This is a genomic window from Peribacillus sp. NPDC096540 (assembly GCF_050278525.1).
Lineage (GTDB): Bacteria > Bacillota > Bacilli > Bacillales > DSM-1321 > Peribacillus.
On record NZ_JBNNTG010000019.1, the window covers coordinates 80,828 to 100,776 of the forward strand.

18 protein-coding genes, 1 other RNA gene and 1 other annotated feature are annotated in these 19,949 nt (G+C 41.1%); of the genes, 17 read left to right on the forward strand and 2 right to left on the reverse strand.

From position 1 onward, the window contains the following. Window positions 1-15: 15 nt before the first annotated feature. Window positions 16-1,782, reverse strand: a complete 1,767-nt coding sequence (locus ACQKMR_RS16840; protein WP_427698319.1) for an SH3 domain-containing protein — start codon at window positions 1,780-1,782, stop codon at window positions 16-18. A gap of 127 nt (window positions 1,783-1,909) precedes the next feature. Between ACQKMR_RS16840 and ACQKMR_RS16845 the strand changes: the two genes are divergently transcribed. The 5 genes from ACQKMR_RS16845 to ACQKMR_RS16865 all read left to right on the forward strand — a co-directional run bounded on the left by ACQKMR_RS16845 (window position 1,910) and on the right by ACQKMR_RS16865 (window position 7,411). After that, on the forward strand, window positions 1,910-2,083 hold the full coding sequence (locus ACQKMR_RS16845; RefSeq protein WP_427698320.1) for a hypothetical protein: 174 nt from the start codon (window positions 1,910-1,912) through the stop codon (window positions 2,081-2,083). 78 nt (window positions 2,084-2,161) lie between these two features. Continuing rightward, window positions 2,162-2,399 (forward strand) — a binding site (T-box leader). A 98-nt stretch (window positions 2,400-2,497) separates the two neighbouring features. After that, window positions 2,498-3,769 carry a histidine--tRNA ligase gene (gene hisS / locus ACQKMR_RS16850; protein WP_427698321.1) on the forward strand — a complete coding sequence of 424 codons (1,272 nt, stop codon included), beginning with the start codon at window positions 2,498-2,500 and terminating at the stop codon, window positions 3,767-3,769. Window positions 3,770-3,781: 12 nt separating this feature from the next. Further along, window positions 3,782-5,551, forward strand: a complete 1,770-nt coding sequence (aspS, locus tag ACQKMR_RS16855; protein WP_427698322.1) for an aspartate--tRNA ligase — start codon at window positions 3,782-3,784, stop codon at window positions 5,549-5,551. 87 nt (window positions 5,552-5,638) lie between these two features. After that, window positions 5,639-5,824, forward strand: a non-coding RNA gene (gene ssrS / locus ACQKMR_RS16860) — 6S RNA. A gap of 615 nt (window positions 5,825-6,439) precedes the next feature. Beyond that, on the forward strand, window positions 6,440-7,411 hold the full coding sequence (locus ACQKMR_RS16865; RefSeq protein ID WP_427698323.1) for a nuclease-related domain-containing protein: 972 nt from the start codon (window positions 6,440-6,442) through the stop codon (window positions 7,409-7,411). Window positions 7,412-7,521: 110 nt separating this feature from the next. Here ACQKMR_RS16865 and ACQKMR_RS16870 read toward each other — a convergent pair whose 3' ends face one another. Further along, entirely contained in the window at window positions 7,522-7,731 is a 210-nt protein-coding gene (locus ACQKMR_RS16870; protein ID WP_427698324.1) for a hypothetical protein, read from the reverse strand. A 132-nt stretch (window positions 7,732-7,863) separates the two neighbouring features. Between ACQKMR_RS16870 and ACQKMR_RS16875 the strand changes: the two genes are divergently transcribed. The 12 genes from ACQKMR_RS16875 to ACQKMR_RS16930 all read left to right on the forward strand — a co-directional run bounded on the left by ACQKMR_RS16875 (window position 7,864) and on the right by ACQKMR_RS16930 (window position 19,821). After that, window positions 7,864-8,970 (forward strand): M20 family metallopeptidase, encoded by a 1,107-nt coding sequence (locus ACQKMR_RS16875; protein ID WP_427698325.1) that lies wholly within the window; start codon window positions 7,864-7,866, stop codon window positions 8,968-8,970. Window positions 8,971-9,081: 111 nt separating this feature from the next. Continuing rightward, window positions 9,082-9,843, forward strand: a complete 762-nt coding sequence (locus tag ACQKMR_RS16880; protein ID WP_427698326.1) for a tRNA threonylcarbamoyladenosine dehydratase — start codon at window positions 9,082-9,084, stop codon at window positions 9,841-9,843. A 178-nt stretch (window positions 9,844-10,021) separates the two neighbouring features. Beyond that, window positions 10,022-11,209: an ABC transporter substrate-binding protein gene (locus ACQKMR_RS16885; RefSeq protein ID WP_427698327.1), complete on the forward strand. Its 1,188-nt coding sequence runs from the start codon at window positions 10,022-10,024 to the stop codon at window positions 11,207-11,209. Between the two features lie 74 nt (window positions 11,210-11,283). After that, window positions 11,284-12,162 (forward strand): branched-chain amino acid ABC transporter permease, encoded by an 879-nt coding sequence (locus tag ACQKMR_RS16890; protein ID WP_379149430.1) that lies wholly within the window; start codon window positions 11,284-11,286, stop codon window positions 12,160-12,162. A 13-nt stretch (window positions 12,163-12,175) separates the two neighbouring features. After that, window positions 12,176-13,147, forward strand: a complete 972-nt coding sequence (locus ACQKMR_RS16895; protein ID WP_427698328.1) for a branched-chain amino acid ABC transporter permease — start codon at window positions 12,176-12,178, stop codon at window positions 13,145-13,147. Next, complete coding sequence (locus ACQKMR_RS16900) at window positions 13,122-13,901, forward strand: ABC transporter ATP-binding protein (protein ID WP_427698329.1); 780 nt, start codon at window positions 13,122-13,124, stop codon at window positions 13,899-13,901. Before ACQKMR_RS16895 ends, ACQKMR_RS16900 begins: the two co-directional genes overlap by 26 nt. Then, window positions 13,901-14,608 carry an ABC transporter ATP-binding protein gene (locus ACQKMR_RS16905; protein ID WP_427698330.1) on the forward strand — a complete coding sequence of 236 codons (708 nt, stop codon included), beginning with the start codon at window positions 13,901-13,903 and terminating at the stop codon, window positions 14,606-14,608. The genes ACQKMR_RS16900 and ACQKMR_RS16905 overlap by 1 nt, the downstream gene beginning before the upstream one ends. Window positions 14,609-15,163: 555 nt before the next feature. After that, window positions 15,164-16,342 carry an ABC transporter substrate-binding protein gene (locus ACQKMR_RS16910; RefSeq protein WP_427698331.1) on the forward strand — a complete coding sequence of 393 codons (1,179 nt, stop codon included), beginning with the start codon at window positions 15,164-15,166 and terminating at the stop codon, window positions 16,340-16,342. Window positions 16,343-16,505: 163 nt separating this feature from the next. Beyond that, complete coding sequence (locus tag ACQKMR_RS16915; RefSeq protein ID WP_427698332.1) at window positions 16,506-17,384, forward strand: branched-chain amino acid ABC transporter permease; 879 nt, start codon at window positions 16,506-16,508, stop codon at window positions 17,382-17,384. A gap of 13 nt (window positions 17,385-17,397) precedes the next feature. Continuing rightward, window positions 17,398-18,360, forward strand: a complete 963-nt coding sequence (locus ACQKMR_RS16920) for a branched-chain amino acid ABC transporter permease (RefSeq protein ID WP_427698333.1) — start codon at window positions 17,398-17,400, stop codon at window positions 18,358-18,360. Then, entirely contained in the window at window positions 18,335-19,114 is a 780-nt protein-coding gene (locus tag ACQKMR_RS16925; protein ID WP_427698334.1) for an ABC transporter ATP-binding protein, read from the forward strand. Before ACQKMR_RS16920 ends, ACQKMR_RS16925 begins: the two co-directional genes overlap by 26 nt. Then, window positions 19,114-19,821, forward strand: a complete 708-nt coding sequence (locus ACQKMR_RS16930; RefSeq protein ID WP_427698335.1) for an ABC transporter ATP-binding protein — start codon at window positions 19,114-19,116, stop codon at window positions 19,819-19,821. The genes ACQKMR_RS16925 and ACQKMR_RS16930 overlap by 1 nt, the downstream gene beginning before the upstream one ends. Window positions 19,822-19,949: the final 128 nt, after the last annotated feature.

Below are 19,949 nucleotides of genomic sequence, written 5' to 3' on the forward strand. Positions count from 1 at the left end.
GAAGCTGGCTTGTTATCATTTGAAATACCGCGCCAATCCATTATAGATAGCGGTTGTAATGTTTTCTTGATATTCATTCGTTGTAATCCTCAATTCTTCGACAGGATTACTTAAATAACCTAGTTCAATAAGTGTAGCTACACGATTGTTTTCACGGATAACATGATAATCTCCGTATCGGGAACCTCGGTTAGGCACCTGCATCGTGGTTCCTAGTGAATTGGCAAGTGTTGAGGCAAAATTCTGTTGATAGTCATGATAGTAGTATGTAGTTATTCCACTCGTAATCTGATCTATGGTGCTATCATAATGGAGGCTGATGAATGCATCCGCGTTATTGATATGTGAAGTGCTAACCCTTGCAGGCAGTGGAACATATGTATTACTGCTTCTCGTCAGTATCACTTTTGCACCTGCCGCCTGAAGCTTGTCCCTAAGCAATTCAGCGGTACGGATTGTTAAGTTTTTCTCAAGAGTACCACCGACGCCAATTGTACCGCTGTCCCTGCCGCCATGGCCGGGATCGATTACGATGACTTTATCCTCTAAATATTTTTCAACGCCTGGACGCTTGATCTGCTCAGCGTTACCTTCAATCGTCACAATCCAACCAGCAACATAAGCAGTTTGGCCATTCTTGAGTTTAATGGAGTACCAATCGCCCTCCATACCGAGAACCGAGAACGTTTCACCTTCATTCACCTGCGCTACAATCTGCGAGTTCCCATCTGGCCTACTTCTAAGGATTGTCCCATCATGAATGGTGGTAATCTTACTGCCAGTTACGTCAATCTTCTTTTTCGTTCTTGTTTGTTCGGCATTCTCTAATTCTATATACCAGCTCACTACCCAGCCTTTTTTTGAATCAGAAAGCTGAAGCTGCGTCATTTGGCCCTTCGTTTGCAAAACTTGGTAGGTTTCATCCTTGTTCACCGAACCAATGATTTTACTGTTAGGAGAGGCCGTTTTCCGCACATTTAAACCAGAAACGGTTACTCTTGCAGTGGCACCAGCCTTATTGATTTTCATCTCACTCTTATTGTTACCCAACTCTATGTAAGATTTGGCGACCCAGCCATGGTTTCCTTTAAAATCAATTTCAACCCATTCGTTTTCAATACGATAAACAGTAACCATCGTATTTTTATTCAGCTTACCGAGTGTGGCACTGCTTTTCGTAGGTTCAGAACGAACATTGAGACGATCGACCAAAGTGACTCCCGTTTGCACGGATTGTTCAGATTCGTCTTTCTGCTGCTTCGTATCTTTCTCTACTGCATTCTCTGAAGCCTTAGTGAGCTTGAGATAGTCAGAAGAGACCCAACCTTCGATTCCTGCATGTTTGATTTGAATCCAATTTTCATTTTTTTCAATAACGTCAACAGCGGTTCCTTTCGTTATCGAACCAACTGTTTGAAATGTAGTACCGGGTCCTGTACGGACGCGGACAGAGCTACCGGTAATTATGCCCTGACCTGATTTCTTCTTAACCTGATTTGAATCTGATTTTTTTTCCACAAGCCAATTGGCAACCCATCCCGTTTTACCGGCGCCAATCCGAATTTCAATCCAATCGCCATCTTCATTCACAATCGGATATGTTTCCCCTTTTGTAAGTTTTTTCACGATAGGAAAACTGAGGCCTGCTCCTTCACGGACATTGACCACCTTGGTTGTCACGACAATTTCCCCTTCGTTTTCTCCAAATGCAAGATTGACGGGGAAAACCGCTGCTATTATCAGCATTAGGATCATGCCAAATAATCCTGATTTCTTCTTCATAAGTTGTCTCTCCCTTTTATATCTATATGTATGTATTCTCGTTCAATAAAAATTTTCCTCTTTCCTTGTGCAAAAAACATTGTTTTTAGGAAAGAATAAGTCATATTAACTAATGGAGGGTAGCCATATGAAATTCAGCGAAAAAGGCCAAACGAGTTTAAGCGGAGGCAATCAAGTACTAGGAGTCGATTTTCACGATTTTATTCAAAAGGAACAAAGCGCAAATTTTATTGAATTAGCATCCGAATTCGGAGTCAATGTCCGAACAATCAAGAATATGAAAAAACACTTGAACCAATAAAATACGACAAAATTCTTAGCCTATCTTGACAATTGATGTTAACGTCCGTATGATTATAAAGTATCAGACTTATTACTGCAACAACCAATGATGGAGAAGAGTAATTAAGAAACACATGAAAAGAGAGGAAATGCCGAGGCTGAAAGCATTCCACATGATGACTTAATGAAAGAACCCTCCGTAGGCTCTACTCTGAACGAATCTTTTTAGTAGGAGATGGACGTAAAGCAGGCGTTAACTGTTTTTGAGCGGAGGCACTTATTTATTGTGTTTCAACTAGGGTGGCACCACGGGATATCCAACTCTCGTCCCTTGTAACGACTATGTTACAAGGGGCGGGAGTTTTTTGTTTGGAAAAAATTCAGTACAGCGTCGTATAAGAAATGACGCCTTGCTTTAAAGGAGGAAACAATTATGTCTATTCAGATTCCTAGAGGAACGCAGGATTTATTGCCTGGGCAAACGGAAATTTGGCAGTATATCGAAAAGACAGCGCGTGAGATTTGTCACCGTTATCAATATAAAGAAATCCGTACACCGATTTTTGAACACACAGAGCTGTTCTTACGTGGTGTGGGTGATACAACCGATATCGTGCAAAAAGAGATGTATACATTTCAGGACCGCGGTGAACGGAATTTGACCCTTCGTCCTGAAGGCACTGCATCAGTTGTTAGATCATACATTGAGAACAAAATGTTTGGTTGGGCAAATCAACCGGTCAAACTTTATTATATCGGGCCGATGTTCCGTTACGAACGTCCGCAAGCAGGTCGCTTCCGTCAGTTCGTTCAATTTGGCATCGAGGCATTAGGAAGTAAAGATCCGGGAATTGATGCAGAGGTTCTATCGCTGGCAATGAATCTTTACAAAGCGCTTGGGTTGACAAAACTGAAGCTTGTAATAAATAGCCTTGGTGATAATGAAAGCCGGACAGCGCATCGCAATGCGTTAATCAAGCACTTCGAACCCCGTATCGGCGAGTTTTGCAGCGATTGTCAAAACCGTCTTGAAAAAAATCCATTGCGTATTCTAGATTGTAAAAAAGACCATGATCACGAATTGATGAAAACCGCACCTTCCATCATTGAATATTTAAATGATGAATCATGTACCTATTTCGAAAAAGTGAAAAAACACTTAACGGATTTGGAAATCGAATTCGTTGAAGATCCGACGCTTGTACGCGGCCTGGATTATTATAATCATACGGCTTTTGAAATCATGAGTGATGCTGAAGGTTTTGGGGCAATTACGACACTTTGTGGAGGCGGCCGTTATAATGGGCTTGCTGAAGAACTTGGCGGACCGGAAACACCAGGGATTGGCTTTGCGCTGAGCATTGAACGTCTGATTGCAGCACTTCAAGCCGAAAACATCGAACTTCCAATCAAAAAGGGCATTGACTGCTACCTGGTTTCACTAGGTGAAGCCGCTAAGGATTATAACGTCAAACTAGCCTACCAATTGCGAAATGCCGGTTTTACAGTCGAAAAAGACTACCAAGACCGTAAAGTAAAAGCCCAATTTAAATCAGCCGATCGCCTTGAAGCAAGATACGTAGCGACACTCGGAGATGATGAATTGAAAAAGAATACAATTAATCTAAAGTTCATGGAAACCGGTGAACAAGTTCAAATGGATCTTACTACATTCGTTGAACAATTTAAAAAGCTACAGGCTTAAGGGGGAAATACCATGTTTGGCAGAACATACTTCAATGGAGAAATAACAGAAGCAGCTATTGGTGAAAAAGTTACATTAAAAGGATGGGTACAAAAACGTCGTGATTTGGGCGGAGTAATCTTTATCGACCTTCGTGACAGAAGCGGAGTCGTACAAGTTGTTTTCAATCCGGACATCTCAGCAGAAGCATTGGCGACAGCCGAAAAAATTCGTAATGAATATGTTCTTGATATCCAAGGTACAGTCATCAAACGTGATGAAGCTAACTTCAACCCTAATGTAACAACAGGTACAATTGAAGTTCAAGCAGAAAACGTTACAATTTTAAATGAAGCAAAAACACCTCCATTCATCATTGATGAAAGAACAGATGTTTCTGAAGATATTCGCTTAAAATACCGCTATTTGGACTTGCGTCGTCCGGCGATGTTTGAAACGTTGAAAATGCGTAACCAAACAACAAAGGCGATTCGTGATTACTTGGACGGAGAAGGCTTCCTTGATATCGAAACACCTATTTTAACGAAAAGTACACCAGAAGGCGCACGTGATTACTTAGTGCCTAGCCGTGTACACGAAGGTGAGTTTTATGCACTGCCACAGTCACCGCAAATCTTTAAGCAGCTATTGATGGTATCCGGTTTCGAACGTTATTATCAAATTGCCCGCTGTTTCCGTGATGAAGATTTACGTGCTGACAGACAGCCTGAATTCACACAAATCGATATTGAAACTAGCTTCATGAGCCAGGAAGATATCATTAAAACGGCAGAAAACATGATGGCTAAAGTGATGAAAGATGTAAAAGGGCTGGACGTAACACTTCCATTCCCAAAAATGACATATAATGAAGCGATGAGCCGTTATGGTTCCGACAAACCTGATACACGTTTCGAAATGGAACTTAAAGATGTTTCAGAAATCGTGAAAGACAGTGATTTTAAAGTGTTCACAGGTGCTATTGCGAATGGTGGACAAGTCAAAGCAATCGTTGTTAAAGGCGGAAATGCAGATTATTCCCGTAAAGACATTGATGCATTGGCTGAATTTGCAGCTATTTACGGTGCAAAAGGCCTTGCTTGGTTAAAAGTAGAAGAAGATGGCGTAAAAGGACCAATTGCAAAATTCTTTGCTGAAGACCAACAACAATTAGTTGCTGTATTGGAAGCAGAAGTAGGCGACCTGATCTTATTCGTTGCAGATAAGAAAAGCATTGTTGCAGATGCACTTGGCGCACTTCGTATCAAGCTAGGTAAAGAAAGAGGCTTGATCGACCAAAGCAAGTTCAACTTCCTATGGGTAACAGACTGGCCATTACTTGAATACGATGAAGAAGAAGGACGCTATTATGCAGCTCACCATCCATTCACAATGCCATTCCGTGAAGACTTGGAAAAACTGGAATCAGACCCAGCCAGTGTCCGTGCACAAGCGTATGACCTTGTCTTGAACGGCTACGAACTTGGCGGTGGATCACTGCGTATTTTCGAACGCGACGTTCAAGAAAAAATGTTCAAAGTGCTTGGATTCACAGAAGAAGAAGCAAACGCACAATTCGGCTTCTTAATGGATGCTTTCGAATATGGAACACCTCCACACGGCGGAATCGCTCTTGGATTGGACCGTATGGTAATGTTGCTTGCGGGTCGTACAAACCTTCGCGACACCATCGCGTTCCCGAAAACAGCAAGCGCAAGCGACTTGCTAGTTGATGCTCCAAGTACTGTAAGCGATAAGCAATTAGCAGAACTTAGCTTAAGACTTGCTGCATTAAAGAAATAATTTTATTGGAAAAAAATATGAAAATTTACCTAGATGCTTTCTCTTGAAACGGAGTAAAGCATTATGATATGATATTTTCAATAAGTAAGAGTCCTGATGTGTTCGTTCTTTAACCTATAAGTTTTGACCGAACACTTATAGTTACCGGGAGCACTAGTTTCCTGGCCGCGTAAATGCCTCCCTCATAGAGGACTTACAAACGCGAGGAACCGAGCACCCACCTGCGGAGAGCGGGTTCAAAACAAAGGCGTAAACGGCACAATTGGGACTCTTATAACTAACAAAGCAACTCATGTTGAGTAAACATGGGTTTTTTTGTGCAGAAAAGCTGGATTCACGAGTAAAAAGTGGAAACTCACGAGTAAAAGTGGAAACTCACGAGTAAAAAGCAGAAACTCACGAGTAAAAGTGGAAACTCACGAGTAAAAAGCAGAAATTCACGAGTAAAAGTGGAACTCACGAGTAAAAAGCCTAACTCACGAGTAAAAAGCTAAAACTCACGAGTAAAAAGCAGAAACTCACGAGTAAAAGTGGAAACTCACGAGTAAAAAGCAGAAATTCACGAGTAAAATGCCTAACTCATGAGTAAAAAGCAGAAATTCACGAGCAAAAAGCAGAAACTCACGAGTAAAAAGCTAAAATTCACAAGTAAAAAGCAGAAACTCACGAGTAAAAGCTAGATTCACGAGTAAAAGCTAGATTCACGAGTAAAAGCTAGATTTACGAGTAAAAGCCGAAACTCACGAGTAAAATGCCCAAACTCACGAGAAAAAAGCTAAAACTCACGAGTAAAAAGCCGAAACTCACGAGTAACCACAATTTTTCAGATACCCAGGCAGGAATCAAAAGCATTATCAAAGAAAATATAGAAGAAGGAGTGATGGATTGATGAAAAAACCATGTGAAAAGCCAATGAAAATGCTTAAGCTGGAGGCATTAAGCAGAAGGCTCTCACCAAACCACCCTAAACAGAAAAAAATAACGAATGATTACCGGAAAATCCGTACTGGTTTTAACGGAGAATCAAGTATTGGAAAAGAGTTAATGGATCTTTCAAAAAAATATCAAATATTTCATGACCTCAGACTGAGCCGCGATGAGAGCCGCTTTTTCCAAATGGACTTCCTTATCGTATCTACGAATTACTGCATTATCATCGAGGTGAAAAACTTTGCCGGCTTGCTCTATTTTGATCGTACCTATCCCCAATTGATTCGGACAAAAGATGGACAGGAACAAGCCTATCTTGATCCGCTTATCCAGGTGGATGTGCAAAAATCACGCTTAACCAATTGGCTAAACCTTCATAAATTCCCGCTGCTTCCGATTGAAACTCTCATTGCTAATGCAAACTCGAACACCATCATTAAGACTACTCCTGGTCATGCCCCCATTTTCAAGCAAATCACCGGTAAAGAAACACTCATCTCAAAAATTCAAACTCTTGAAAAAAAGTATCCATCTGCGTACTTAACCCAAAGGCAGCGCAATAAACTTTCAACCACATTCATTCAAAAAAACACTCCACATAATCCGGATATACTCAAATGGTATCAAATCTCTGAAACGGATTTGCTTAAAAGCGTTCACTGCCCAGAATGTTTAAATCTCCATATGCAACGTCACTGGGGAAAATGGACATGCGCGCATTGTTCTTACTCTTCCAAAGATGCCCACATCCAAACTCTTCGTGATTATGCTCTACTCATAAGGCCTAAGATTACAAATAAACAAGCACGGTTATTTTTACAGATTGAATCGATAGATATCATGCAAAGAATGCTATCTGTAATGGAATTGCCTTATACAGGGCAATTTAAAAATCGAGAATATAACCTTGATGGTTTATTTCACGAGTAACCGGCCTAAACTCACGAGTATCCGGCCAAAATTCACGAGTAACCGGTCCAAACTCACGAGTATCCGGCCTAAACTCACGAGTATCCGTACAAAATTCACGAGTAACCGGTCTAAACTTCACGAGTATCCGGCCTAAACTTACGAGTAACCGGTCTAAACTCACGAGTAACCGGTCCAAATTCACGAGTAACCGGTCTAAACTCACGAGTAACCGGTCCAAACTCACGAGTATCCGGCCTAAACTCACGAGTATCCGTACAAAACTCACGAGTATCCGGTCCAAACTCACGAGTATCCGGTCTAAACTCACGAGTAAACATCAAAAACCCCCATTTAAGGAACATTCCACAATATACATTCGTAGAGTATGTAGTAAGGCTGAAATAATTTGAGCAAGGAAAAAGAAAGTAGTGAGGGCTTTGAAAGACTTATTGGATGCTAAGAGGAGAGAAATGCTTCAATTAGTGGAGCAGCTTGTGAATATTGATAGTGGTTCTTATACAAAACAAGGAATTGATAAAATTGGTGCGATTTTAAAAACGAAATTTGAGAGTCTTGATTTTATAGTGAATATTGTGGAACAAAAGAATTATGGCAATCAACTAGTTATTCAGCATCGTGATGCGCTTCAACCACATATTCTCGTTGTCGCACATATGGATACAGTTTTTCCAGAAGGGACGGTACAGAAACGTCCTTTTAAAGTGATAGGAAATCGCGCATACGGACCTGGTGTTGCTGATATGAAGGCAAGCTTAGTCGAACTTTTTTATGCGATTCTTTGCATGAAACAGGCGGGGCAGACTGGATATAAACATATTCAAATCATTCTCAATAGTGATGAAGAGATAGGGTCTCCTTCTTCTGCTTCACTCATTTCAGAAAAAGCGGCCAATAAGAAATTTGCGTTAATTCTAGAACCGGCGAGATCGGATGGCTCACTGGTTACAGCGAGGAGAGGTTGCGGGCAATTTAAAGTGGAAATAGTAGGAGTGTCTGCCCACTCGGGGATAGAACCGGAAAAAGGACGAAGTGCAATTGAAGAATTGGCTCATAAGATTATCGCCCTGCACCAATTAAATGATCTTAAACAGGGCATTAGTGTTAATGTCGGGATGATTGAAGGCGGTACAGCTGTCAATACCATTGCCTCGCATGCCGCTGCCTTTGTGGATGTGCGAATCTCAGAAAAAAGGCAGGAAGTTATTATCCTAAAACAAATGAAAAAAATCTGCGCTCAAACTTATATTGCGGGAACGAAAACGACGCTTAGCGGTAAAATGGACCGGCCGCCCATGGAAAAGAACGAACAAACGACCATTCTATTAGAGGCTATCAATCAGGCGGGGAAGGAAATCGGCATCAATATCACCGATACGGCTACGGGTGGAGGTTCAGATGCTTCTTTTACATCTGAATTAGGAATTGCAACTGTTGATGGACTAGGGCCAATTGGCGGGAATGCACATAGTGAAGACGAGTATTTAGAAATTCCTAGCCTGACAGAACGAACGCTTCTTCTAGCAACAGTTCTTCAAAAATTATCAACAATGAACTAGTATGCTAATTCCGATAACTCTGCTCATATTTCACTTGTCATAAATGATGTTTATGATATATTGTTAATTGGGAATCTAAATAAGAACAGAATTTATTGGAGTTGAATATATATGCTGCATCAGTTTTCTAGAAATGAATTAGCAATTGGTAAGGAAGGCATAGATATACTGAAAAACACGACCGTTGCTGTTCTAGGTGTAGGTGGCGTCGGTTCCTTTTCGGCTGAGGCATTGGCACGTACAGGAGTAGGTCGTATTATCCTTGTAGATAAAGATGATGTCGACATCACTAATGTGAACAGACAGATTCATGCTCTTCTCTCAACTGTAGGTCAGCCGAAAGCGGAATTGATGAAGGCCCGCATTCAAGATATTAATCCGGACTGCGAAGTAGTCGCTCTAAAAATGTTTTATACAGAAGAAACGTTTGAGGAGTTCTTCAGTTATAATCTTGACTATGTCATTGATGCATCAGATACGGTCATTTATAAGATGCATGTAATGAAGGAATGCCTGAAACGAAATATCAAGGTAATCTCAAGCATGGGAGCAGCCAATAAAATGGACCCAACCCGTTTCCAAATTGCCGATATTTCCAAAACGCATACAGATCCGCTTGCCAAGGTCATTCGTACAAGATTACGAAAAGAGGGCATCACAAAGGGAATTCCTGTCGTCTTTTCCGATGAAAGCCCAATTGTCATACGTGAGGAAGTTCGAAAAGAAGTGGGCAATGACAATGCAAAAATCCGCAAAGCTCAAATGCCGCCATCTTCGAATGCATTCGTACCATCTGTAGCTGGCTTAATTGCAGCCAGTTGGGTAATCAATGATATTATAAAAGACATTGAAGTTCACCGTGTTAACGACTGATAAACAATTAACTGACTCTAAACGGAGTCAGTTTTTTTGTTCATAAATATTTTTTATTAACTTTTTTATCTATGACATATAGACGGAGTCGATAGAATGAGATACACTATTTTCAGAATATTATTTTTATTTAAATATTCTGTCAATAAGTATAATATACTAAATAAGGGGGTTTCAAATGAAGAAGAAAAAGCTAGCAGGAGTGTTTCTATCACTTTCACTAGTTGCTGGGGCGCTGGCAGGCTGTAATAGCGACTCGAAAACTAGCAGTTCAAGTGGAGGTTCATCCACCTCGGGTGACACAATTAAAATTGGTGCCAACCTTGAATTGTCAGGCGGTACTGCATCATTCGGTCAGTCGGCTGCGGATGGTTTGAAACTGGCCATCGAAGAAATTAATAAAGAAGGCATAGACGGAAAAAAGCTAGAAATCATTAAAGTTGATAATAAATCTGATGCAGCAGAAGCTACAAGCGGTTCAATTAAATTAGTCAGTCAGGACAAAGTTGTGGCTGTAGTTGGATCAGCTACAAGCACGAACACTTTGGCACAGGTTCAAGTCGCACAAGATAATAAAGTACCTCTTCTCACACCAACTGCAACGAATCCCGACATAACAAATAAAGCTGGAAAATTAAACGATTATGTATTCAGAACTTGTTTTATCGATCCATTCCAAGGGACGGTTGCGGCTAACTTCGCATCTGACGATATTGGGGCGAAAACTGCAGCAATATACGTGGATAGTGCAAGTGATTATTCAAAAGGATTAGCCGCTGCATTTAAAGAAGCATTTACTGCAAACGGCGGTAAAATTGTAGCGGAAGAAGCCTATGTAACGAAAGATACTGATTTCCGCGCAACATTAACTCGTATCAAATCTGCAAAACCGGAATTCGTTTTCCTTCCTGGTTATTATGAAGAAGTTGGACTTATCTTAAAGCAAGCTCGTGAAGACGGCATCGACCTTCCATTCATGGGTGGAGATGGCTGGGATTCTCCGAAAGTCGTTGAAATTGCTGGGGCAGAGGCATTGAAAAATACCTTTATCACTAATCACTATTCTCCAGAAGATAAAGATGCAAAAATCCAAGATTTCGTTGCAGCTTACAAAAAGAAATACAATAAAACACCTGATGCTTTTGCCGCCCTTGGCTATGACACTGGGTACTACCTGGCTGATGCCATCAAAAGATCTGGTGATGCTACTCCCGAAAAAATCAGACAAGCATTGGAAGAAGTCAAAGATCTTCAATTAGTATCAGGGACTCTTAACCTCGATGAAAATCATGACCCAATCAAATCAGCTACTATTTTAGAATATGTAGACGGTAAACAAACGTTTAAAACAAAAATCAATCCATAATAGTTAAGCGAATAGGGGGCAAGTCCCCCTATTCTATCTTCACTAAAAAAACACCTTTTCGGGGAGAGTGCAATATGGAACTGATTCAGCAATTGGTAAATGGCATTTCACTCGGCAGCATTTATGCATTGATTGCTCTTGGCTATACGATGGTATACGGGATCGTCAAGCTGATAAACTTTGCCCATGGTGACGTATTTATGGTTGGTTCATTTGTTGGTTTTTACTCAATTACGGTAATGGACTTATCTTTCATCCCAGCTTTATTGATTTCAATGATTGTATGCGCCATATTTGGTGTTTTAATTGAACGTATTGCTTATAAACCCCTTCGAAATGCAACACGGATCGCGGCCTTGATTACGGCCATCGGTGTTTCCCTTCTTATTGAAAATGGTCTGATCTACATCCGTGGCGCTCAGCCAGAGGCCTATCCAAACGATGTCCTTCCAATGGATAAACTCGATATATTAGGAGTTTCCATCAGCAGCCAATCTATACTAATTTTATCCGTATCCATTATTTTAATGATTATCCTACAATTTGTTGTACATAAAACAAAGATCGGCAAAGCCATGCGTGCCGTTTCATTTGATTCCGAAGCGGCTACTCTTATGGGCATCAATGTCAATAATACGATTTCCGCTACCTTCGCAATAGGTTCGGCTCTTGCAGGGGCGGCAGGCGTCATTTTTGGAATCTACTATATTAAGATTGAGCCATTAATGGGTGTCCTTCCTGGCCTTAAAGCCTTTGTTGCAGCAGTTTTAGGCGGTATCGGCATTATTCCTGGAGCAATGGTCGGCGGGCTATTGCTTGGAGTTATTGAGGCGTTGGTCAGTGCCGCCGGTTACTCTTTATGGCGTGACGGTGTGGCTTTTATCGTACTTATCTTGATTTTAATTTTCTTGCCACAGGGATTATTCGGTAAAAATAAAAGAGAAAAAGTATAGGGGAGACATAGCGATGACTACTTTAAAGAATTCAAAGGGTTTTTGGCTCTCGATTGTGTTGGCACTTATTTTTTTCTCGGTCATGCAGTTTACCATTTCAAACGGCATGCTCAATCCATTCTATATCAATACGCTCATGTATATCGGCATCAATATTATGCTGGCGACAAGTCTTCATTTAATCATCGGAATCACTGGACAGTTCTCAATCGGACATGCCGGGTTTTTAGCAGTAGGGGCCTATGCTTCCGCTGTAATGACAATGAAGCTAGAACTACCATTCATTATTGCCTTATTGGCAGGGGGGATTTTAGCCGCTGTAGCAGGTATGGTAATTGGGATTCCGAGCTTACGTCTGAAGGGGGATTACTTGGCAATTGCCACACTTGGATTTGGGGAAATTGTCCGGATAGTCCTCTTGAATATTGATTATGTAGGCGGAGCAAGCGGGATGCAGGTATCCCATTTGACAACGTGGCCATGGGTATTTGCCTGTGTAATGATTACCATTATTGTGATTCGGAATTTCACCAATTCAACCCATGGGCGTGCATGTATTTCCGTAAGAGAAGATGAAACCGCTGCTGACGCGATGGGAATCAATACGACTTATTATAAAGTGGCAGCTTTCGTGATTGGAGCCTTTTTTGCCGGAGTTGCTGGCTCACTTTACGCTCATAACTTCTATATTATCCAGCCGTCGAATTTCGGTTTCCTAAAATCATTCGATATCCTGATCTTCGTGGTTCTCGGTGGTCTTGGTAGTCTATCAGGTTCTGTCTTAGCCGCGATTTTATTAACGATTGTGACCACATTCCTTCAGGATTACCCGGAAACAAGGATGATTATTTATAGCCTTGTACTGATTTTGATGATGATTTTCCGCCCGCAAGGTTTAATGGGGACAAGAGAAATCACGACCCTGTTCACTGGTAAAAAAACTAAGGGGGGACCTAAAGATGGAAGCCACAATACCGTTGCTTAAAGTAGATTCAGTGGGAATCCGCTTCGGTGGATTGAAAGCTGTATCTGATGTTAATGTGGAGTTATTTCCGGGGGAACTTGTTGGCCTGATTGGTCCGAATGGTGCCGGGAAAACGACCTTCTTTAATTTGTTGACGGGCGTGTATGTTCCTACAGAAGGAACGATTGCCTTAAATGGGGAAAACTTAAAAAAACAGCCGCCTTATAAAATTACGAGAAAAGGAATTTCCAGGACCTTTCAAAATATCCGACTCTTCAGTGAGTTATCCGTGATCGATAACGTCAAGGTTGCTTATCATTCACTCGCCAAGCATATGATTGCAAGCTCTATATTCAGATTACCGGGACACTTTTCCGGTGAAAAGGAAATGGATGAAAAGGCGATTGAGTTCTTGAAAATTTTCAACCTGGACCAATATAAGGATGAAAAAGCGAAGAATCTGCCATATGGGCAGCAAAGACGACTGGAAATTGCTCGGGCTCTCGCAGCAAATCCGAAACTTCTTTTACTTGATGAGCCAGCAGCTGGGATGAATCCGCATGAAACGAAAGAATTAATGAACCTTATTGCGTTTATCCGGAAGGAATTTAATCTCACGGTACTGCTCATCGAACATGATATGTCACTGGTCATGGGTGTATGCGAACGTATTTATGTACTTGATCATGGTCAGCTTATCGCCCACGGAAAGCCCGAAGAAATCCGTAACAATCCAAAGGTTATCGAAGCGTACCTTGGCGAGGAGGTTTCATAATGCTGAAAATTGAGGACATCAATGTCTATTATGGGAACATCCAAGCATTAAAGGGCGTTTCGATGGAAATTAACGAAGGGGAAATCGTCACCTTAATCGGAGCAAATGGAGCCGGGAAGAGCACATTACTCAAAACGATATCGGGGTTGTTAAAACCGAAACAAGGAAAGGTTCTTTTCGAAGAGGGTTCGATTGGAGGAAAAGCAGCCCAATCAATCGTGAAAATGGGTATCTCCCATGTCCCCGAGGGCCGTCGTGTCTTTGCCAACATGACGGTTGCTGAAAACCTGGAGCTTGGAGCCTATTTACGAAAAGACAAAGAAGGCATCAAAAAAGATATGGAGAAAGTCTATGAACTATTTCCGAGGTTACTAGAAAGGATCAAACAACAGGCGGGCACGCTTTCTGGTGGTGAACAGCAAATGCTTGCAATGGGGCGAGCTTTAATGGCGAAACCACGTTTATTATTGCTCGATGAACCTTCCATGGGCCTTGCACCGTTGCTGGTGAAACAAATCTTCAACATCATACAAGAAATCAGCGAGGCTGGCACAACGATTCTTTTAGTCGAGCAAAACGCCAACCTTGCTCTATCCATTGCAGATCGGGCCTACGTCGTTGAAACAGGACGGATTGTACTTTCTGGAAACGCCGATGAACTCACTTCGAGTGAAGAAATAAAAATGGCCTACTTAGGAGGCCACTAAACCGCTGTTTGGCGGTTTTTTGTTGTAGATAGAAAGAACATCATTGTGCTAGCAAGAAAGATCATTCGGAAGTGAAATAGAATTATATGCAGTATTTTATACATTTAAGACAATATTGTTCAATTAATAACTAGGAACAAAGACTAAAACAAAGTAAAAAACTGGGTTTAATTCCCTATCAATATACTTGTTTTTTGGAAAAAATGTATTTATTAGGATAAAAATAATGGAAAGTAGAATAAAATTTTTTAGGTAGTAAATTTGGTTTTTATAATATTAATATAATATAATTTATCTGTATTTTCTGATAATACAGGCTATTCTCACATTAATTAAAAATATAAAAATAGAAACAGTGAATGACCACTGTGAAAAATATACCATTTGGCAAAATATTCATTCAATTATTGTATAGACGGAATGAAAATTATGCGGTAAACTAATTTTCGAAATATTTATTTAATTATAAACATTTAATTTAATCAATTTTTTCTGGGGCGCTTTGAATAAATATTCATGCATCAGAGCTATGATTACAAAATGGAGGGGTTAATTATGAAAAAGAAAAAACTAGCAGGTGCATTCCTTTCTTTAACACTTGCAGCAGGCGTTCTAGCGGGTTGTTCCGGCTCTGGTTCATCAGAGAAATCAAGTGGAGAGGGAGAAACAATCAAGATTGGGGTCAACCTTGAATTATCAGGTGGCGTAGCCTCATATGGTCAATCGATTGCGGAAGGTCTAGAGCTTGCGACTGCAGAGATTAACAAAGAAGGAATTGACGGTAAAAAAATCAAACTTATAAAAGTTGATAATAAATCTGAAGCGTCAGAAGCAACAAGCGGTGCTATCAAGCTGACTTCACAAGATCAGGTTACAGCAATTGTTGGTGCAGCTACAAGTACGAACACGATTGCACAAGTACAGATTGCACAAGATAATAAAGTTCCAGTTATCAGCCCTTCTGGGACAAGCCCGGAAATCACATATAAAGGTGATAAATTGAACGATTTTATTTTCAGAACAAGCTTCATCGATCCGTTCCAAGGTACAGTTGCTGCGAATTTTGCAACTAGTGAAGTCAAAGCAAAAAGTGCTGCCATCTATATTGATAGCGCAAGTGATTATTCAAAGGGATTAGCGGCAGCGTTTAAAGAACAATTCATTGCAAATGGCGGGAAAATCGTTGCGGAAGAAGCTTACATTGCGAAGGATACTGATTTCCGTTCTACATTGACTCGTTTGAAATCAGCAAAACCGGATTTTATTTTCCTACCTGGTTATTATGAAGAAGCTGGTCTGATTGTGAAACAGGCTCGTGAAACTGGACTTGACGTACCATTTATGGGCGGCGACGGATGGGACTCTCCTAAGCTAGTAGAAATTGCCGGTGCTAAAGCGCTAAACAACACATTCATCACGAATCATTATTCTTCAGGTGATCCTGATGAGAAAATTCAGAATTTTGTGTCTGCATTTAAAGCGAAATACAAAGATAAATCTCCGGATGCCTTTAATGCTTTAGGATACGACACAGGATACTTCCTTGCAGATGCTATTAAACGAGCAGGCTCGACAGACTCAGAAAAAATTAAAGATGCCCTTGAGAAAACAAAAGACCTTGAACTAGTAACTGGGACATTTACATTGGATGAAAAACACAATCCAATCAAATCTGCTACCATTCTTGAATTTAAAGATGGGAAACAAGTATTTAACACAAAAATCAATCCTTAATGATTGAGTAAAAGTTTTAATCCTTTCGCCGGCCTTTCTTACAATAGAAGGAGCTGGCGAATTCTCATTTTTCTAGTATATATAGGCTTATGAAACTTCCATTTTGAGTGGAAACGAGAGTCTGACCACATTATAAAATTAGATTTTTCAAGGAGAGTCGAACATGGAATTGATACAACAGCTAATTAACGGGGTTTCACTAGGAAGTATTTATGCCCTTATCGCTCTCGGCTATACGATGGTTTACGGGATTGTTAAATTAATTAACTTTGCCCATGGTGATGTTTTCATGGTTGGGTCATTCGTTGGTTTTTACTCAATAACGGTTCTGGATTTGTCATTCGTACCTGCTCTATTAATCTCGATGACAGTCTGCGCTATCTTTGGGGTATTAATCGAGCGGATTGCGTACAAGCCGTTGAGGAACGCAACGCGTATTGCCGCACTTATTACTGCCATAGGGGTTTCGCTTTTAATCGAATATGGATTCATCTACGTTCGTGGTGCACAGCCTGAAGCATATCCAAGTGATGTATTACCAACAGATAAATTTAATATTTTGGGTGTTTCCATTAACAGTCAATCGGTTTTAATTTTCGGTGTAGCTGTAGCTTTAATGATCATTTTACAAATCATCGTTCATAAAACAAAAATAGGAAAAGCCATGCGTGCCGTTTCTTTTGATGCGGATGCGGCTAAGTTGATGGGAATAAATGTCGATAACACAATTTCCGCTACATTTGCAATCGGTTCCGCTTTAGCTGGGGCAGCAGGTGTCATTTTCGGTATTTATTATATTAAAATTGAGCCGCTTATGGGTGTGCTGCCAGGTTTGAAGGCATTTGTTGCTGCCGTACTTGGAGGAATCGGGATTATTCCGGGTGCGATGGTTGGAGGCTTACTGCTTGGTGTCATCGAGGCATTGGTCAGTGCCGCCGGTTACTCATTATGGCGTGATGCTGTAGCCTTCATCGTACTGATTCTTATCTTGATTTTCATGCCACAAGGCTTATTCGGTAAAAACAAAAAAGAAAAAGTATAGGGGAGACAAAGCAATGACTACATTTAAGCGAGCAAAAGGTTTTTGGCTCTCGATTTCACTATCACTGATCTTTTTCGCCGTGATTCAAGTTTTAATCGGCGGCGGATCGCTAAATCCTTTTTATCAAAATACGCTCATGTTCATCGGGATTAATATTATTTTGGCAACGAGCCTTCACTTAATCATCGGGGTGACCGGACAGTTTTCCATTGGACATGCTGGATTCCTGGCAGTTGGTGCCTATGCTTCAGCAGTTATGACCATGAAGTTAGAAATGCCGTTTGTTATGGCATTGATAGTTGGCGGTTTGGTGGCAGCGTTGGCCGGTTTGATCATTGGTATCCCAAGTTTACGTCTTAAAGGAGACTACTTGGCGATTGCGACCCTCGGTTTTGGGGAAATCGTCCGGATTATGCTTTTGAATATTGATTATGTTGGAGGGGCGAGCGGCATGCAGGTTTCCCATTTAACTACCTGGCCATGGGTGTTCGCTTCGGTTCTCGTTACGATCATCGTCATCCGTAACTTTACAAGCTCGACCCACGGAAGAGCCTGCATTTCAATCCGTGAGGACGAAACGGCTGCCGATTCGATGGGAATTAATACGACATATTACAAAGTTACCGCGTTTGCGATTGGTGCTTTTTTTGCTGGTATTGCTGGAGGGTTATACGCACATAACTTCTATATTATCCAGCCATCGAACTTCGGATTCTTGAAATCATTTGATATTTTGATTTTAGTAGTACTTGGTGGTCTTGGAAGTCTGTCTGGTGCTGTATTGGCCGCAATATTATTAACGGTTGTTACGACTTTCCTGCAGGATTATCCAGAAACACGAATGATCATCTACAGCCTTGTACTTATCGTGATGATGCTCTATCGTCCACAAGGCTTAATGGGTACAAAAGAAATAACATCCATGTTCAAACGTAAAGGAGGCAGCAGCCATGAAAATAAGAACACCGCTGCTTAAAGTTGATTCAGTCGGCATCCAGTTCGGAGGGCTTAAAGCCGTTTCTGATGTTAACGTCGAGTTATATCCAGGAGAACTAATTGGCTTGATTGGGCCGAACGGTGCTGGGAAGACAACTTTCTTTAACTTGCTGACAGGAGTTTACGTCCCTACAGAGGGGACTATTTCTTTAGAAGGTGAGAACTTAAGAAAACTGCCCCCATATAAAATCACCCAAAAGGGGATCAGTCGGACATTCCAGAACATTCGCTTGTTCAGTGAACTTTCAGTGATTGATAATGTAAAAGTTGCCTATCATTCTCTTTCGAAACATAGCATTTTGAGTTCAATCTTCCGTTTGCCTATCCATTTTAAAGGGGAACAGGAGATGGATGAAAAGGCCATTGAGTTCTTGAAAATTTTTAACCTAGATCAATATAAGGATGAAAAGGCAAAAAATCTGCCGTATGGTAAACAACGACGCTTGGAAATAGCCCGTGCCCTTGCAGCAAATCCGAAACTGCTTTTACTAGATGAGCCGGCAGCCGGGATGAACCCGCAGGAAACGTATGAACTAATGAACTTGATTGCCCTCATCCGTGAAAAATTTGACCTGACTGTTTTATTGATTGAACATGATATGCCGCTCGTCATGGGTGTTTGCGAACGCATATACGTACTCGATCATGGACAGCTTATCGCTCAAGGAAAGCCAGAAGAAATTCGTAACAATCCAAAAGTCATCGAGGCCTATCTTGGCGAGGAGGTTTCATAATGTTGAAAATTGAGGACATTAACGTATATTACGGGAACATTCAAGCGCTGAAAGGTATCTCACTTTCTATTAATGAGGGTGAAATCGTAACCTTAATAGGGGCAAACGGTGCAGGGAAGAGTACGATGCTGAAAACAATTTCTGGCCTATTAAAACCGAAACAAGGAAAAATAATGTACGAAGGGCAATCTATCGGCGGAAAAGCCGCACAGTCTATTGTGAAAATGGGAATCTCTCATGTTCCAGAAGGCCGCCGCGTCTTCGCGAATATGACGGTGGAAGAAAACCTTCAGCTCGGTGCCTATTTACGAAAAGATAAAGCAGGCATCAAGCAAGATATGGAGAAAGTCTATGAATTATTCCCTCGTTTGCTTGAGCGACTTAAGCAGCAATCCGGAACTCTTTCCGGCGGGGAGCAACAAATGCTTGCGATGGGCCGAGCCCTTATGGCAAAGCCGCGTCTGCTGTTATTGGACGAGCCATCTATGGGACTAGCACCATTACTAGTTAAACAAATCTTTAATATTATAGAAGAAATCAATAAAACGGATACAACGATCTTGCTTGTCGAACAAAATGCCAACTTGGCCCTATCCATCGCGGACAGAGCCTATGTTGTCGAAACAGGCCGAATCGTTCTATCTGGTAAATCTGAGGAACTAACTGCAAGCGAAGAAATCAAGAATGCATATTTAGGAGGACATTAAACCGCATATTGGGGTTTCAGACTGTAGACAAACTGATCTGACCCAATAAAGTTAGACATATAGTTTAAGCAGCTTCTAAGACCTGAGTTCGGTATTCTATCGGACTCAGGTCTTTTAATTTTACCTTC